This window comes from Nonomuraea aridisoli, assembly GCF_003236395.1.
In the GTDB taxonomy this organism is placed as follows: domain Bacteria; phylum Actinomycetota; class Actinomycetes; order Streptosporangiales; family Streptosporangiaceae; genus Nonomuraea; species Nonomuraea aridisoli.
The window spans coordinates 1-15,618 of sequence record NZ_POUD01000092.1 but is presented as its reverse complement, the minus strand read 5'-3'; the positions used below and the strand labels follow the sequence as shown (position 1 = coordinate 15,618).

18 protein-coding genes are annotated in these 15,618 nt (G+C 70.7%); 8 read left to right on the top strand and 10 right to left on the bottom strand.

Annotated elements, in window-relative coordinates; genetic code table 11:
* Nucleotides 1-2 precede the first annotated feature (2 nt).
* Together C1J01_RS22300 and C1J01_RS22295 are read left to right on the top strand one after the other, a co-directional pair.
* A complete protein-coding gene (locus tag C1J01_RS22300) occupies nt 3-1,169 on the top strand; it encodes a sensor histidine kinase (protein WP_146615685.1) in 1,167 nt (388 codons plus the stop codon).
* An 83-nt stretch (nt 1,170-1,252) separates the two neighbouring features.
* On the top strand, nt 1,253-1,570 hold the full coding sequence (locus tag C1J01_RS22295; RefSeq protein WP_111180910.1) for an STAS domain-containing protein: 318 nt from the start codon (nt 1,253-1,255) through the stop codon (nt 1,568-1,570).
* Nucleotides 1,571-1,687: 117 nt separating this feature from the next.
* On the opposite strand, the gene C1J01_RS22290 is transcribed toward C1J01_RS22295, so the two are convergent.
* The 3 genes from C1J01_RS22290 to nucS all read right to left on the bottom strand — a co-directional run bounded on the left by C1J01_RS22290 (nt 1,688) and on the right by nucS (nt 4,699).
* On the bottom strand, nt 1,688-2,299 hold the full coding sequence (locus tag C1J01_RS22290) for a TetR/AcrR family transcriptional regulator (protein WP_235854594.1): 612 nt from the start codon (nt 2,297-2,299) through the stop codon (nt 1,688-1,690).
* A gap of 75 nt (nt 2,300-2,374) precedes the next feature.
* Complete coding sequence (locus tag C1J01_RS22285; protein ID WP_111180908.1) at nt 2,375-3,847, bottom strand: aldehyde dehydrogenase family protein; 1,473 nt, start codon at nt 3,845-3,847, stop codon at nt 2,375-2,377.
* 189 nt (nt 3,848-4,036) lie between these two features.
* Complete coding sequence (nucS, locus tag C1J01_RS22280; RefSeq protein ID WP_111180907.1) at nt 4,037-4,699, bottom strand: endonuclease NucS; 663 nt, start codon at nt 4,697-4,699, stop codon at nt 4,037-4,039.
* 36 nt (nt 4,700-4,735) lie between these two features.
* Between nucS and C1J01_RS22275 the strand changes: the two genes are divergently transcribed.
* The 3 genes from C1J01_RS22275 to C1J01_RS22265 are packed head-to-tail and all read left to right on the top strand — an operon-like array spanning nt 4,736 to nt 7,193.
* Nucleotides 4,736-6,190: a 3-hydroxyacyl-CoA dehydrogenase family protein gene (locus C1J01_RS22275; RefSeq protein WP_111180906.1), complete on the top strand. Its 1,455-nt coding sequence runs from the start codon at nt 4,736-4,738 to the stop codon at nt 6,188-6,190.
* A complete protein-coding gene (locus C1J01_RS22270) occupies nt 6,187-6,477 on the top strand; it encodes an Rv1322 family protein (RefSeq protein WP_111180905.1) in 291 nt (96 codons plus the stop codon). Before C1J01_RS22275 ends, C1J01_RS22270 begins: the two co-directional genes overlap by 4 nt.
* A gap of 11 nt (nt 6,478-6,488) precedes the next feature.
* On the top strand, nt 6,489-7,193 hold the full coding sequence (locus tag C1J01_RS22265) for an alpha/beta hydrolase (protein ID WP_111180930.1): 705 nt from the start codon (nt 6,489-6,491) through the stop codon (nt 7,191-7,193).
* Between the two features lies 1 nt (nt 7,194).
* Here the strand turns inward: C1J01_RS22265 and C1J01_RS22260 are convergent, their stop codons facing one another.
* Nucleotides 7,195-7,599, bottom strand: a complete 405-nt coding sequence (locus tag C1J01_RS22260; protein ID WP_111180904.1) for a CAP domain-containing protein — start codon at nt 7,597-7,599, stop codon at nt 7,195-7,197.
* Nucleotides 7,600-7,816: 217 nt separating this feature from the next.
* Between C1J01_RS22260 and C1J01_RS22255 the strand changes: the two genes are divergently transcribed.
* Complete coding sequence (locus C1J01_RS22255; RefSeq protein ID WP_268958735.1) at nt 7,817-8,557, top strand: alpha/beta fold hydrolase; 741 nt, start codon at nt 7,817-7,819, stop codon at nt 8,555-8,557.
* 125 nt (nt 8,558-8,682) lie between these two features.
* Nucleotides 8,683-9,615: a GNAT family N-acetyltransferase gene (locus C1J01_RS22250; protein WP_220040042.1), complete on the top strand. Its 933-nt coding sequence runs from the start codon at nt 8,683-8,685 to the stop codon at nt 9,613-9,615.
* Nucleotides 9,616-9,628: 13 nt separating this feature from the next.
* Here the strand turns inward: C1J01_RS22250 and C1J01_RS22245 are convergent, their stop codons facing one another.
* The 3 genes from C1J01_RS22245 to mce all read right to left on the bottom strand — a co-directional run bounded on the left by C1J01_RS22245 (nt 9,629) and on the right by mce (nt 12,833).
* Complete coding sequence (locus C1J01_RS22245) at nt 9,629-10,753, bottom strand: AI-2E family transporter (protein ID WP_235854593.1); 1,125 nt, start codon at nt 10,751-10,753, stop codon at nt 9,629-9,631.
* Between the two features lie 149 nt (nt 10,754-10,902).
* The gene (locus C1J01_RS22240) at nt 10,903-12,216 is read right to left on the bottom strand and encodes a DivIVA domain-containing protein (RefSeq protein ID WP_111180902.1); all 1,314 of its coding nucleotides are present in this window, start codon (nt 12,214-12,216) and stop codon (nt 10,903-10,905) included.
* Between the two features lie 167 nt (nt 12,217-12,383).
* The gene (mce, locus tag C1J01_RS22235; RefSeq protein ID WP_111180901.1) at nt 12,384-12,833 is read right to left on the bottom strand and encodes a methylmalonyl-CoA epimerase; all 450 of its coding nucleotides are present in this window, start codon (nt 12,831-12,833) and stop codon (nt 12,384-12,386) included.
* 84 nt (nt 12,834-12,917) lie between these two features.
* Here mce and C1J01_RS22230 point away from each other — a divergent pair, with 84 nt between their 5' ends.
* Nucleotides 12,918-14,105: an acetyl-CoA C-acetyltransferase gene (locus C1J01_RS22230; protein ID WP_111180900.1), complete on the top strand. Its 1,188-nt coding sequence runs from the start codon at nt 12,918-12,920 to the stop codon at nt 14,103-14,105.
* A 180-nt stretch (nt 14,106-14,285) separates the two neighbouring features.
* Here the strand turns inward: C1J01_RS22230 and C1J01_RS50005 are convergent, their stop codons facing one another.
* The 3 genes from C1J01_RS50005 to C1J01_RS50000 form a co-directional block, all read right to left on the bottom strand.
* A complete protein-coding gene (locus C1J01_RS50005) occupies nt 14,286-14,432 on the bottom strand; it encodes a hypothetical protein (RefSeq protein WP_181448903.1) in 147 nt (48 codons plus the stop codon).
* 160 nt (nt 14,433-14,592) lie between these two features.
* Nucleotides 14,593-15,264, bottom strand: coding sequence for a DUF4230 domain-containing protein (locus C1J01_RS22225; RefSeq protein ID WP_111180899.1), 672 nt, complete (start codon nt 15,262-15,264; stop codon nt 14,593-14,595).
* A 28-nt stretch (nt 15,265-15,292) separates the two neighbouring features.
* The coding region (locus tag C1J01_RS50000) for a hypothetical protein (protein WP_181448902.1) at nt 15,293-15,618 on the bottom strand (326 nt) is incomplete at its 5' end.

The following is a 15,618-nucleotide window of genomic DNA, read 5'->3' as shown; positions in this document are numbered from 1 at the left end:
CCGTGGACTCGCTCAAGCGAGCACGCCGGCTCACCTGGTTGATGCTGGCCGTGGTCTTCGTGATGATGTGGCTGATGTTCGCCCTGGCCTGCCTCATCGCCTTCGCCGACGACAGGCTGTACTGGTGGAGCGTGGGGCCCGCGCTGGTGGCCGCCGCCGGGCTCACCTGGGTGGGCGTGCGCCTCATCGCCCCGGCCATGGACCGCCGTCACCCCACCAAGCAGGTGGTGGTGGCGGCGGTCCTCGCCGTGGTGGCGGCGGGCATGGGCGGGGCCGAGCCGTTCGGCTGGGGTTTCGCCCTCGTGGCCTGGCTCTCGATCGCCACGCTGAACGTCTCCAAGCGCACCGCCGTGCTGCTCTCGGTCGGCACGGGCGTGGTCGCCGTCGGTCTTGCCATGCTCGGCCTGGCGACCGGGACGAGCCTCCTCGACGCCGGCATGGGTGTGGGGGGAGGGCTCATCTACTACACCCTGATCTACGCCATCTGGTGCACGTTGATGCCGCCCTCCACCCGGTTGTGGGTGTGGATCTGGCAGCTGGCGGAGGAGGCGCACGCCGGCCGGGAGGCGCACACCAGGCTGGCGGTGGCCGAGGAGCGGCTGCGGTTCGCCCGTGACCTGCACGACCTCGTGGGGCACCAGCTGTCGGCCATCGCGGTCAAGACCGAGCTGGCCACGCGGCTGTCGGACGTGGACGCGGGCAAGGCCAAGGCCGAGATGGCCGAGGTCAACGCGCTGACCAGGAAGGCGCTCAGGGAGCTGCGGGAGGCCGTGCGCGGGTACCGCGAGCTTGACTTGGCGGCCGAGCTGAATAGCGTTAAGGGAGTGCTCGAAGCGGCCGGGGTCCGCTGCGAGGTGCGCCTTCCCTACCACGAGCTGCCCGACGGGGTGGCTCCGGTGTTCGCGTACGCAGTCCGCGAGGCGGTGACGAACGTGCTCAAGCACAGCACCGCGACCTACTGCGACATCACGATCAGGTTCACCGAGGACGAGGCCGAGTTGTCCGTGCGCAATGACGGCGTGGTCCGGCGTGCGGCACTCGATCTGGGCAGCGGTCTGGCCGGCATGCGCGAGCGGCTGGGCGCTGTGGGCGGCAAGGTGACGGCCCAGCCGACAGGCGATGGAGAGTTCCTGCTGACCGCAGTCGTGTCATTGCCGCTGGCTGGGTAGGGGAGGACTACGGGGTTGAGCCCTTCAGGCGTTCTGCGCCGAGTTTTGACGACGCACGGGGTGTGCGTGACCGAGGAGGTGGCATGCGAGTCCGGGGCAATCCGAGGGCCCAGGTGGTGCGGATCGGAGCCCGGCTCGACGCCGGGACGTCGGCCGGGGTGCGCGAGCGGGTGCACAAGGCTCTCGACTCCGGAGACGGCGATCTGATCCTCGATCTTTCCCAGCTGGAGATGATCGACGCCACGGGGCTTGGAGTTCTCGTGGGCTCGCATCGGCGCGCGATGAGCGTGCAACGCCGCCTCGTTCTCCGGGGGGTGCCGCCGCGGATCATGCGGGTGCTCGCGGTGACCCGGCTGAATCGGGTCCTGAACGTCGAGGTTCCCGAGGCCGCGGTGGCCTGAACTGAGATATCGGAGCGGGCGACGATCAGCCGTCGCCCGCTCTTTTCGACACCTGGACAATGCAAGATTTCGGCCGGCCGATCCGCTAATCCCGCGGGAATGCGATTGATATCGCGATCAAGCGGGGCCGAGGCCGCGGGTGAAGATGTGCACCGCCACCGCGACGAGTTCCTCGATGTCCGGCCGGTCGTCCGAGAGCAGCCATTCGATGAGCAACTCTTGTAACGCGCCAATTACGCCGAGTGCAAGCAGCCGGCGATTCAACGCGGACGTCTTCGGAAAATCCTCGGCGGCGTCCTGGATCAGCCGGGCGAACGCCTCCACCGCGCGCTGACGTGAGAGTGTCAGGACGTCTCCGGACCTGCGGACCTCGACGTGCATGATGCGGGCCCGGCGCCAGTCGGCCGTGGCGAATTCGATATACGCGCGAATCCCCGCCTTGACTCTGCCGTCAAGCGTGTCCGGCGCCTCCTGTAACGCTTTGGCCACGACGGCGAGGCTTTCCTCGACGCAGCGCTCGTGCAACGCCTGCAGGAGCTCCTCGCGCCCGCCGAAACATTCGTAGAAGGCGCGGTTGGAGATCCTGGCCTCCGAGCACAGCCTTTCGATCGTCGTCGACGTGAATCCCGGCTTGGCGTATAGCGTGTACGCGGCCGTCATCAGCCGCTCGCGCCGGTCCGCCAGCCTTTGTTCAGCCGTCATTCCCCGGTAAGACCGGTTCACATTCACCCGTCCAACATGATCGTGGCCCCCAGAGCACACAATTATGGACTGATGATCCGTTTTCTGGAAAGGGTAAGAAGATTACCTTTTTCGTCTTCCATGCAAGAACGTCACAAGTCTGACCAGCCGCTCAAGATCGGCGGGGCCTCTTCTGAACGACGTGATGTTCATTCCCGGCATCGGGAAGCGCTGCCGGGTGACCGCCTTGGCCCGGGCGAACTCGCGCAGCCCGTCGGCGCCGTGGATCCGGCCGAACCCCGACTCGCCCTCGCCGCCGAACGGCAGGGCCGGCACTCCGGCGAACGAGATGATCGAGTTGATCGCGGTCATGCCGCCGCGCAACCTGCGCGCGAGCTGGGCGGCGCGGCGGGCGTCGCGGCTGAAGACCGTGCCGCCCAGCCCGTAGGCCGAGGCGTTGGCCAGATCGAGCGCCTCCTGCGCGTCGCGGACGCGGCGCACGGTGATGGTCGGGCCGAACGTCTCCTCGCGCACCGCGGGGGAGTCCTCCGGCACGTCCTCCACGATCACCGGATCGACGTACGGCGCCCGCACCGCGCCGGAGCCGCCGGTCACGACCCTGCCGGACTTGACGGCGTCGTCGATGTGCCGCCTGATGACGTCGAGCTGGCCGGGCATCGTGATCGGGCCGTAGTCCTCGCCCGCCTTCACCTTGGCGGCCAGCCCGGACAACTCCCGCATGAACGGCTCGTAGACGGCGTCGGCCACGTAGACCCGCTCGACGCCCGCGCACGTCTGGCCGGCGTTCGACAGGGCGCCCCACAGGCACGCGTCGGCCGCCGCGGCCACGTCGGCGTCGGCGTCGACGATGAACGCGTCCTTGCCGCCGCACTCGGCCACGAGCGGGGTGAGGTTCTCCGCGCAGGCCGCCATGACGCGCTTGGCCGTGGCGGTGGAGCCGGTGAAGGCGACCTTCTTCACCCTCGGGTCGGCGGCCAGCGCCGCGCCCGTCTCGCCCAGCCCCGTGACGGTCTGGAACACCGGCTGCTCGGGGACGGACTCGGCGAACAACTCCGCCAGCCGTACGCCGACGCCGGGGGTGAGCTCGCTCGGCTTGAACACGACCGCGTTGCCGGCGGCCAGGGCGTAGGAGATGGAGCCCATGGGGGTGAAGGCGGGGTAGTTCCACGGGCCGATGACGGCGACGACGCCGAGCGGCAGGTATTCGAGGGTGGCGGCCAGGTTGAGGCCGATGGTGCCGGGGTTGACGCGGCGGCGGCCGAGCACCTTCTGGGCGTGGCGCGCCGCCCAGTCGAGGTGGGTGATGACCAGCACCATCTCCAGCGTGGCGTCGCCCACCGGCTTGCCGGTCTCGTCGTGGATCAGCCGGGCGAGTTCCCTGATGTGCCGGGTGAGGACGGCCTTGTAGTCGAGCAGGCGGCGTTTGCGCTCGGCCGGCGGGAGCGCGGCCCACCACCGGGCGGCCTCGCCCGCCCGCTCCACGGCCTCGTGGACGTCGGCGGCGGTGTGCCGGGGGTGGCTGCCGACCACGTCGCCGGTCGCCGGGTTGAGCGAATCGAACGTCAGCGTGCTCATGCGGTCACGATAGACGGGTAATCGCTTGCTTACCACCTCGCGACCAGGGCATCCAAGGAGCGCCGGCCACGGAGCCGGCCCACGGGGCGCTCCGTTGCGGCGGGTCACCACTGAAGGGTCAGCGGGCGTTTCCCTGGAGGGCCGGCGACCCGGGGCGGCGGGTGGCCGGCCACGGCTGAGCCGTACAGATCAGAAAAGGGTGGGGTTTTCCGGCTCGATGCCGCGCAGGGCGTCGTAGTCGAGGGTGACGCACGTGATGCCGCGGTCGGCGGCGAGCACGCGCGCCTGCGGTTTGATCTCCTGCGCCGCGAACACGCCGCGCACGGGAGACAGCAGCGGGTCGCGGTTGAGCAGCTCCAGGTAGCGGGTGAGCTGCTCCACCCCGTCGATCTCGCCGCGGCGCTTGATCTCCACCGCCACCGTCGCGCCCGCGGCGTCCCTGCACAGGATGTCGACCGGGCCGATGGCCGTCATGTACTCGCGCCGGATCAGGGAGTAGCCCTCACCCAGGGCCGTGATGTGCTCGGCGAGCAGCTCCTGCAGGTGGGCCTCCACGCCGTCCTTGATCAGGCCGGGGTCGACGCCGAGCTCGTGGCTCGAGTCATGGAGGATCTCCGCCATGGTCAGCACCAGCTTCTCGCCGGTCTTGCCGTGGGTGACCGTCCAGGTCTCGCCGTCCTCCTTGAGCTTGCACGGCGGGTTCATCCAGTTGAGCGGTTTGAAGGCGCGGTCGTCGGCGTGGATGCTCACGCTGCCGTCGGCCTTGATGAGCACGAGTCTCGGCGCCATCGGCAGGTGTGCCGTGAGCCGTCCGATGTAATCCACGCTGCAGCGCGCGATGACCAGCCGCATGACCGTCCACCTTAGCGGCTCTGGAAAACTGGAGGCATGGCGTTCGAACGGGTGGGTGTCGTCGGTCTCGGCACGATGGGAGCCGGGATCGCGGAGGTGTTCGCGCGGGCCGGCCTGCGGGTGATCGGCGTCGAGGCCGACGCCGAGGCGCTGGCCAGGGGGCGCGGCCTGCTCGAGCGCTCCACCGCCCGTGCCGTCGACAAGGGGCGGCTGCCGGCCGAGCGGCGTGCGGAGATCCTCGGCCGCGTGACGCTGACCACCTCGCGCGACGACCTGCGCGAGGCCGACCTGGTCGTCGAGGCGATCCCCGAGATCCTCGACTACAAGATCTCGCTGTTCCGCGATCTCGACGGCGTCTGCAAACCCGAGACCGTGCTGGCGACCAACACCTCGTCGTTGCCGGTGACGGCCCTCGCGGCCGCGACCGGGCGTCCGGGGCGGGTGGTCGGGATGCACTTCTTCAATCCGGCGCCGGTCATGCGGTTGGTCGAGGTGGTGCGGACGGTGATGTCCGACGCCGACGCCGTGTCGGATATTTCGGCATTGGCGACGCGGCTTGGGAAGACGGCCGTGACGGTGGGCGACCGCGCCGGGTTCGTGGTCAACCGGCTGCTGCTGCCCTATCTCAACCACGCCGCCCTGCTCATGGAGCAGGGCATCGCCGGGCGCGACGACATCGACGTCGCGATGACGCGCGGCGCGGGGCTGCCGATGGGGCCGTTCGCGCTGCTCGACCTCATCGGCCTCGACACCGCGTACGAGGTCATGGAGGTGCTGTTCGACGAGACGCGCGACCGTCGGCACGCGCCCGCGCCGTTGTTGCGCGAGCTGGTCACCGCCGGCCGGCTGGGCCGCAAGAGCGGGCGCGGCTTCTACGGCGCGGAGCAGGCGCGTGCGCAGGGGCCCGGGCGGTCGGGCGTGATCACGTTCGACGTGGCCGGGCCGGGCGCCGACGAGCTGGCCGGGCGGCTGGGCGCGGCGGGGTTCGCGCGGTCGGGCGAGGACCCCGACGTGGTGCTCCGGTTCTCCGACCGGCCGGTGGTCGAGCACGCCGTCCGCCTGTCCGACCCGTCCAGGATGGTCGGCGTGCACCTCGTCGGCGACGAGGTGGCCGAGCTGGCCCGCACCGCGCTGACCTCCGACACGGCGGCCGGGGCGGCCGTCGACCTGATGAAGGTGGCCGGCCGGGCGCCGGTGCCGTGCAAGGACCGCGCCGGCTTCGTCGTGGACGCCCTCATGCTGCCCTACCTCAACGACGCCGTACGCATGCACGACGCCGGCTACGCCTCGGCCGCCGACATCGACGCGGCCATGCGCCTGGGCTGCGGCTACCCGGCCGGGCCGTTCGAGATGCTGGAGTCCATCGGCCTGGCCCGGGCCCGCGACGGCCTGCGCGCCCTCTACGCCGAATACCGCGACCCCGCCTTCGCCCCCGCGCCCCTGCTCGACCAGCTCGTCACCGCCGGCGCCACGGAGTTCCCCCGTCGATGAGCCCACGCCGCGCCCGCCGGAGAGAATCCTCCCGTCCCTTCGGCTTCCCCACGGGCATCGACAAGGTGGAGGAATGGCCCGACGGCGAGTGGAAGGTCCGGACGCTCACCGGCGCCTCCTCCACCAAGACCTACCGGTGCCCCGGCTGCGACCAGGAGATCCGCGTCGGGCAGCCCCACCTCGTGGCCTGGCCCAACTGGCCGGGCGGCGACGAGGAACGCCGCCACTGGCACCCCGCCTGCTGGCGTAAGAGACTTGATCGCGGCCCCGGCCGCAGCCGTTACTGAAGGGATCCATGGTGGAGATTCGCGCGGCGACCGTGCTGCCCGCCCGACGTGAGCCGATCGAGCTGCACACCGCCGACGGCCTGACGCTGGTCGGCGAGCTGGCCCAGCCCCTCGACCGTCCCCCGGTCGCGACGCTGGTCACCCTGCACCCGTTGCCCACCCACGGCGGGTTCATGGACAGCCACGTCTACAAGAAGGCCGCCAACCGGCTGCCGGCCCTGGCCGACCTCGCCGTGCTGCGCTTCAACACCCGCGGCACGTCCTCCGAGCGCGGCACGTCGCAGGGCGCGTTCGACGGGGGCGAGGGCGAGCGGTTCGACGTGGCCGCAGCGCTGGAGTACGCCGAGTTCCACGACCTGCCGCACGTGTGGGTGGTCGGCTGGTCGTTCGGCACCGAGCTGACGCTGAAGTGGGCGCACGACCCCCTGGTGGAGGGCGCGATCCTGCTGTCGCCGCCGCTCCACAGGGCCACTGACGACGACCTGGACGCCTGGGCGCGGTTCGGGCGCCCGCTGGTGGCGCTGGTGCCGGAGTTCGACGACTACCTGCGGCCCGACGAGGCGCGCAAACGGTTCGCGCGGGTGCCGCAGGCCGAGGTCATCGGGGTGGACGGCGCCAAGCACCTGTGGGTGGGGGAGCCGTACGTCCGCATCGTCCTCGACGAGATCGTCAAGCGGGTCAACCCGGCGGCGTGGCCGCTGCCCACGGACGTCTGAGTCACAGCGGCTCGAACACGAAGACCACGTACGTCTCGTACGCCCGCGAGCCCTGTCCCGCCACGCGGGCGGCGCCCATGCGGGTGCCGGCCGCGGCGGTCAGCCGGTCGAGAGCGCCCGGTTCAGTGTCCCAAAAGGCCACCGCTTCGGCGGCGTCGCTCATCGACTCGCCCTCGCTCCAGAACAGGGTCTCGGCCGTGCCGGCCCGCAGGCCGTCGTGCCCGGCCCGTAGCCCTTCGTGCTCGGAACGGGAGGCGGCCCTGGCCCTGGCGTACTCGACCAGCAGCGGGTCCATGGTCAGGGGCGGCACGCGGTGCGCGGCCCGGCGGGCGTTGGCCTCCTGGAGCGCCTGGAGGAGGAAGGCGCCGTTGGTGGCGTCGGGGAGCGCGGGCCGGGATCCTGACATGGGGTCACCTCGGATGCACGGTCGGTGTCCCTGGATTGTGCGCGGGATTCTCGCGCCACGCAATGCCGGATTTATAGCGGAATAAGGTGAAATATCGCTTTTTGTGGGATGGCTCGGGATAACCAGCCGCGGTCATGGAGTGATTGTCGGCGTGAACCGGGTTACCGTGTGGACCGTGCAGCTCTACACGAGATCTGCCGGGACCGGGATCCCGGTTGTGCTGCTTCACGCGTTCCCTCTGTCGTCGGCCATGTGGCTGGCGCAGCGGGAGGGGCTGGCCAAGGTCTGCCGGGTCATCACCCCTGACCTGCGCGGATTCGGCGGTTCGCGGCTGGGTGACGACGAGCCGTCCATCGAGTCGATGGCCGACGACGTCGCCGAGCTGCTCGACGCGGAGGGCATCGACAAGGCGGTGGTCGGCGGGCTGTCGATGGGCGGCTATGTCGCCATGGCGTTCTGCCGCCGGCACCCCGACCGGGTGCTCGGCGTGATCCTCGCCGACACCAAGGCGACCACCGATCCGTCCCCGGCCAGGGCCAACAGGGAACGCATCGCGCAGGCCGTGTTGTCCGGCGGCAGCGACGTGCTGGTCGAGGAGGTGCTGCCCGCCCTCATCGGGCCGACGACCAAGGAACGGCGGGCCATGGTGTTCGGCCGGGTCAAGGGGCTCGTGCAGTCCGCACCGCCGGGCGCCGTCGCCTGGGCGCAGCGCGCGATGGCCGCGCGGCCCGACTCGTTCGAGACGCTGGGGGCGCTCAAGGTGCCGCTGCTCGTCGTGGTGGGCGAGGAGGACGAGCTGTCGCCGGTCTCCGACGCCGAGGCCATGGCGCGGGCGGTGCCCGACGGCAAGCTGGAGATCATCCCGAAGGCCGGGCATCTCAGCGCGGTCGAGCAGCCCGAGGCGTTCAACGCCGCGGTGGCGGACTTCCTCCGTACGGAGCTGGGCGCGGCGCGTTAGGGGCCGGATCGGCTGCGAGAGTCCGGGTGGAGAAATTGGCAGTGCGGACGCCTCGGGGCCGCACGAGGCGAGGAACGACCGGACACTCGTTACAGATGATGACAATGGATCGCTAGGTTGTGCGGGTGATCTCCTACCGCCCCACCGTCCCGGCCGACCTCGACCTCGTGACCTCGTGGATCGTGACCGAGCCCGTCGGCTGGATCTCCGCCGGCCGTTACCTCGCCGATCTGGCCGAGAACATGTACCGGCCGGAGTGGACGTGGATCGCCGAGGCCGGCGACCGGGTCGTAGGACGGGCGCTGTGGTGGGGGCCGAGGGACAGCGCGCACCCGGTCGCGCTCGACTGCCTCGACATGGATCCCACCGTGGGCGACCGCGCCGCCATCGCCGCCGAGCTGATCCAGGCCGCGCTGGCCGGATTCCCGCAGCCGGTGCAGTACGCCATCAAGGCGGCGGGCGGCTGGCGCGACGATCCGGCCACCTCCTCGGCCGTGGGATGGCGGCGGGCGGCGGCACACGCGGCCGGCCTCACCCGGGAAGTGGAGCGGCTGCAGTTCGAGTGGGCGCCCGCCGACGGGGTGCCCCCGGCGAAGGGCGTGCTGCGGTTCGCCGAGGCGTCCGACGAGGAGTTCCTGACGGTGTTCAGGAGAATCGCCGAGGGCAGCCTGGACGCCCAGACCCGTGCGAGCCTGACGGCCAAGGGCGTGGACGCGACCGCGCGCGAAGAGATGGACTTCTATCTCGGCGCGCCGGGCAAGCGGCAGTGGTGGCGGATCGCCTACACGCCCGAGGGCGAGGTGGCGGGCATGGCGATCCCCTCGGCGACGCCGTACAACGTGAACGTCGGGTATCTCGGGGTGGTCCCGGAGTTCCGGGGGTGCGGCTACGTGGACGAGGTGCTCGGCGAGATCACCCGCATCGACGCGGCCAACGGAGAGCCGCGCGTCACCGCCACCACCGACGTGGGCAACGCGCCGATGGCGGCCGCGTTCAGGCGCGCCGGATACCGCAACACGGAGATCCGGATCAACCTCTCCAACGACCTCCGGCCCTGAGGGTCGGAGCCTGTTAGGCGCGATCCTGGCGGGGGAAGACGACCTCGCGGACGATCAGCGCGATCGCGGCCGCGACCGGGATCGCCAGCAGGGCGCCGACGATGCCCAGCAGGGCGCCGCCGAACAACGCCGCGATCACCGTCACGGCCGGCGTCACGTCGACCGAGTGCTTCATCACCCGGGGATAGACGACGTAGTTCTCGACCTGCTGGTAGACGACGAAGAAGATCGCACACGCGATGCCGGCCGGCACCGACTGCAGCAGCGCCACGCCGGTCACCAGCACCGCGCCGATCGTCGCGCCCACCAGCGGGATCAGGTCGGTCAGGGCCACGACCAGGGCGAGCGCGAGCGCGTACTGGACGCCGGCGATCGACAGGAAGATCCACGTCAGCACGCCCGCGATCACCGAGATCAGCACGTTGCCCGCGACGTAGCCGCCGATCCCGGTGAGGATCTGCTCGGCGATCGCGCGCGTGCGCGGCCGGCGCGAGGCCGGGACGAGCTTGAGCAGGTAGTCCTTGATCGTGTGCAGCGAGCCGAGGAAGTACAGCATGAGCACCAGCAGCGTCACCGTGGTGAACACGCCGTTGAGCACCACCAGCCCGGCGCCCATGATCCCGCTCGCCAGCGACGGCCCCAGCGTGCTCGTCACGAACGTCCGCAGCTGCGGGAGGATCTGGTAGTCGGCGTCGAGCTGGCGCAGCGTCGGATGGTTGCTCAGCTCGGTGATGTAGCCGGGCACGGCGTCGACGAACTCCGTCAGCTGCTGGCTGACCGGCGGCACCACGGCCAGGCCGAACAGCGCGAACGCCACGATCACACCGGCGAACACGATCGAGATCGCGGCCCGCCTGGACAGCGCGCGGCGCTGCAGCGCCTCGACCGCCGGGTTCAGCCCGACCGCCAGGAACATCGCCACGACGACCAGGATGATCGTGCTCAGCGACTGCACGACCATCTGCGCGAGCGCGATCGCCGTCAGCACGCCCAGCCCGCCGACCAGTCCGAACAGGAACGGGCCCCGGGCGAGCGGCTTGCCCGGCAGTCCGTACGGCTGCGCGTCGCCCTCCTCGGCGGGCTGCTCCGGCTGCTCGGGCTGCTCCGGTCCGGCTGCCGGCTTGGCTTCTGCGGTCAACAGGGAACTCCAGGGGGATCGGTGACCAAGCATGACGGACGCGTACCTCTGCGTACCCGTCCGGCGGCAAAGAGAGAGCCTAGCGACCCCGCGGTCGCCAGGCTCTCCCAGCCGTCATTCAGCCCCCGTGTACGCGGTGTGCGAGCCCCCTACTCCTGCCACCATTCGGCGTCGTCGTCGGCCTTGGCCTCCACCTTCGGCGCCGGCGTGGTGACCGGGGCCGGCGCCGGAGCCGGAGCGGCGACCGCGGCGGCGGGCTCGGCCGCGGCGAGCGCGGGCTTGGGCGGGGCCGCGGTGACCGCGGGCTCCGGGTCGAGGCCCGGCAGGGCGGCGCCGCCGAGCAGCTGGCGCAGCTGGGCCAGGTGGCTGGTGATGCTGTCGCGCTGCCGGGTCAGCTCGTCGACCTGACGCTGCATCGCCGTACGGGTGCGCTCGGCCTCGGTCTTCGCCTCGGTGACGATCGTCTCGGCGCTCGTCTTGGCCTCGGCCACGATGGTCTCGGCGCTCTTGCGGGCGTTCGCGACGAGCTGCTTGGCGTGCAGGTCGGCCTCGCGGCGGGTCTGCTCGGCCTGCTGCGTGGCCTTCGTGGCCCGCGACTCGGCGGTGGCGGCGCGCTGCTCGGCCTCGGCGACCAGCTTCTGCGTGGCGGCCTGCGCGGTGGCGTGGCGCTCGGCCTCCTGGCGCTCGGCCTCCTCGCGGCGGGCGGCGAGCTGGATCTCGAACTCGGCCTCGTCCTGGGCCCGCTTGGCCTCGGACTCCTCCAGCACCCGCTGGGCCTGGGCGCGCATCTCGTCGGCCTGCCGCTTGGCGGCGGTCAGCACCTCGTCGCGCTCGCGCTTGGTGGAGGCGCGCAGCTGGGCCACCTCGCGCTCGGTGGTCGTGCGGAGCTTGGCGATCTCACGCTCGGCGTCGGCGCGCTTCTCGGCGACCTCGTGGTCGGCGGTGGCGCGCAGCTTGGCGGCCTCGCGCTCGGTGGTCTGGGTCAGCTCGTCGGCCTCGCGGCGCGCGGTCGAGCGGATGTCCTCGGCCTCCCGCTCGGCGGTCGTGCGCATCTCCTCGCTCTCGCGGGTGGCCTGGGCGCGCTTGTCGGCGGCCTCGGCCTCGGCGGCGGCGCGCAGGTCGGCGGCCTCCACCTTGGCCGCGGCCTTGATCTCGTTGGCCTCGGACCTGGCCGCCTGGACCAGCTCCGTGGCCTGCTCCTCGGCCAGGCGGAGCAACTGCTCGATACGGGCCCCGAGACCCGAGTAGGTGGGACGTTCCTGCTCCTGCAACTGCCGCTGGGAGTCGGCCAGATCGCGCTGGAGGCTGACAACCTGCTCGCGCGCCTGACGTAGCTCACCGTCGAGCTGCTTGAGATGATCGTGAACCTGGTGCCGGTCGTAACCACGGAGCACCACGTCGAACTCGCGCGCTGGGGCGTCCTCGAAGAAGTTGTTGAGCTGGGCGTCGATGTCGGACTGCATGGAGGCTCGATCCTGGGTTGTCGAGACGGCTACACGGGCCGGACGGGGGGTTCGGGGCACCCGAGCCTGGAGCCCGCTCCGGGCAGCGAGCTCCATGTCCGGTGGAAGGCCAAGCGTACTCCGCTGGTGCCACCTGCGAAGCCCCGTCCAACTTTCTGCGTGACTAGTTACATATGAACCTTTTTTACGTTTTGCGGGGGCGTGGCCGCTTGGACCAACTCCGTCAGCATTCCACCCACATCTTTGGGATGCAGGAATGCGATTTCTGAGCCCATCGACCCATGCCGGGGACGTTCGTCCAGCAGCCTCACGCCCTTCTCCTTGATCTTATGCATCGCGTCGGCGACATCGGGGACGCCGAATGCCACGTGATGCACACCCTCGCCCCGCCTGGCGAGGAATTTTCCCACAGGTGACTCTTCCGAGAGGGGTTCGAGAAGCTGAATGTAGGAGCCCCCGCCTTCGCCGTCGGCGATGTGCAGCATGGCCTCCTTGACGCCCTGTTCCTCGTTCACCTCGCGTGCGACGACCGTCAGCTCGAACGTCCGGGAGAACAGCTCGATCTTCTCCTCCAGGTCGTGACAGGCGATTCCGATGTGGTCGATCCGCATGAACATGTGTGGCCTACCTCCCTGGGAGCGACGTTCTACCCGTGGGTATGGTGTCAAAGACCCGACGCGCGAGCACAGGAGGCCGTTGTCATGTCCAGTTCCGTCATCGTCGCCGGAGCTCGCACCCCGATCGGCAAGCTTCTCGGCGCACTGTCCGGCCTGCAGGCCGTGGAGCTCGGCGGCCTGGCGATCAAGGCCGCTCTGGAGCGGGCGCGGGTCGCGCCGGAGGCCGTCGAGTACGTCATCATGGGCCAGGTCCTGCAGGCCGGCGCGGGTCAGATCCCGTCCCGTCAGGCCGCGGTCAAGGCCGGCATCCCGATGACCGTCCCCTCCATCACGATCAACAAGGTCTGCCTGTCCGGGCTCGACGCCATCGCCCTGGCCGACCAGCTGATCAGGGCGGGGGAGTTCGACATCGTGGTGGCCGGCGGCATGGAGTCGATGACCAACGCCCCCCACCTGCTGCCCGGGCTGCGCAAGGGCGTCAAGTACGGCGGCTCCCAGGTGGTCGACTCGATGGCCCACGACGGCCTGTTCTGCGCGTTCGACCAGTGCGCGATGGGCGAGTCGACCGAGCGCTACAACGCCCGCCTCGGCATCGGCCGCGACGAGCAGGACGCCCTGTCCGCCCGCTCCCACCAGTTGGCCGCCGCCGCCATCAAGAACGGCGTCTTCGAGGAAGAGATCGTCCCGGTGGAGATCCCGCAGCGCCGCGGCGAGCCCCTGGTCGTCAAGGAGGACGAGGGCGTACGCGGCGACACGACCGCGGAGACCCTGGCCAAACTCCGCCCCGCCTTCGCCGCCGACGGCACCATCACGGCCGGCTCCGCCTCGCAGATCTCCGACGGCGCCTGCGCCGTCGTCGTCATGTCGAAGGCCAAGGCCGAGGAGCTGGGTCTGGAGTGGCTGGCCGAGATCGGCCGGCACGGCAACGTCGCCGGTCCCGACGCCTCGCTGCAGTCGCAGCCGGCCAACGCCATCAAGCACGCCATGGCCAAGCAGGGCGTCACGGCCGCCGACCTCGACCTGGTGGAGATCAACGAGGCGTTCGCCAGCGTGGTGCTCCAGTCGGCCAAGGAGCTCGGCGTGCCGCTGGACAAGGTCAACGTCAACGGCGGCGGCATCGCCCTCGGGCACCCGATCGGGGCGTCGGGGGCGCGCATCGTGCTGACGCTGGCGTACGAGCTGAAGCGCAGGGGCGGCGGGCTGGGCGCCGCGGGCCTGTGCGGTGGCGGCGGTCAGGGTGACGCCCTGCTCATCTCCGTCCCCAAGTCCTGACCTCGCGGCGGCCCGGCCGGGCCCGGACAGCGCGAAGCCCCGGTCCGACCAGGAATGGACCGGGGCGTCGCCACACCGCGCTCGCGGCCCGGCCAGGATTCCGAGCCCCGCGCGCCGCCCCCTAAGGGGGCATTTCAGCCCGGCCGCGAGGGAGGGTGCGGCCGGGCTGCTTGTGGGCGGTCATGAGGCGAGGAACCGGGCGAACACCGAGCGGTGACGGCGCTCCGAGGTCCGGCGCGCCTCGTTCGCCCGCCGGTGCTCGGCGGCGGCCCGCCGGAGTTCGGAGGCGTGGTACTGCATGACCGAGTATTCGAGTTCGGCGTTCATCCGAGTCGCTCCCTTGGAGTGCGTTTCCCTGCACGCTCAAGACTCGTGCTAAGGCCCCCTCCGACACATCGGGCGTATGCCTTATCTCATGGCATAAGGAGGGATAGGGAGGTGCCTAGGAGGGGGCGAGGGATCCCTAAGGCGCACCTGACCAGCGGTTTCACGGCTCGTCGGTGAACTTCACGGTGACCTTGGTGAAGCCGAGCGACTTGAGCATGCCCGACAACATCGTCTTGGTGTTGGCGTCGGCCCTGGCCCGCAGATCGCTCGCCACGGCCGCCTCCAGGATCTTCTTCTCTGCCAGGAGATAGAGCTCCCGCTGGTCGCCCGGCGAGCCCGACAGGAAGTCCTGCACCCGGTCGAACAGCCCGCGCTCCTGCGCGAAGACGTACGAACGGCTGTTGTCCAGGTTGGGCTTCTCCAGCTGGGCGCGCGGCACCCGGATCGTCGCCTCCGTGCGGTCCTCCGACACGGTCACGCCGTTCGCCGCCATGCCCGAGAAGTCGACGTACGCGTCCACCCCGCCCGCCCCCACGAAGAGCGTGCGGCTGCCCTTGATCGCGTCCGGCAGGAAGTTGGCGTCCTTCTCCAGGTCGACCACGACCTGGAAGTTCCCCGTGGCCGCCTCGAAGCGGCTCAGGTCCTTGATGGACTCCAGCAGCACCGGCTGGCTGCGGTCGATGGTCTGCTCGCCGAGCGGGTTGAGCCACGTCCAGGCGAGCCGGCCGCCCACCACGAGCAGGACCGCCAGGACCAGGAGCCCGGCCAGGTATCGCCACCTGCGGCGCCGCCCGGGGATCACCCCGGACGGCGCCGTACGGGAAGTCGTCATGCGAGCATGCCTACCCCGTCGGTGATCATCAGTGCCAGCCGTTTGGTGACATCTTCGGTCCCCAGGCGGCGTCGTTCCTGTGCGTCACGGGCGTCTCGTGGCCGTGCTCCACTTGGTCGTCCCGGCGCGTCCAGTGCTCGGGCGCGTGGTCGTCCCGGACCCGCGCCGCGCGGTACGGCGGCCAGTGCGGCGACCGGTAGGAGTGCCGGTCGTCGTGGACCCGCATGGGCACCGAGTAGCCCCGCCCCGGCGAACGCGCGGGCAGGTCGGAGACCGGATGCATCACCGGCCAGTCGCCTCCGGCGGCGTCGTGGTTCCAGGCGGCCGGGGGAGGCGCGGGAGCCAGACCGGCGG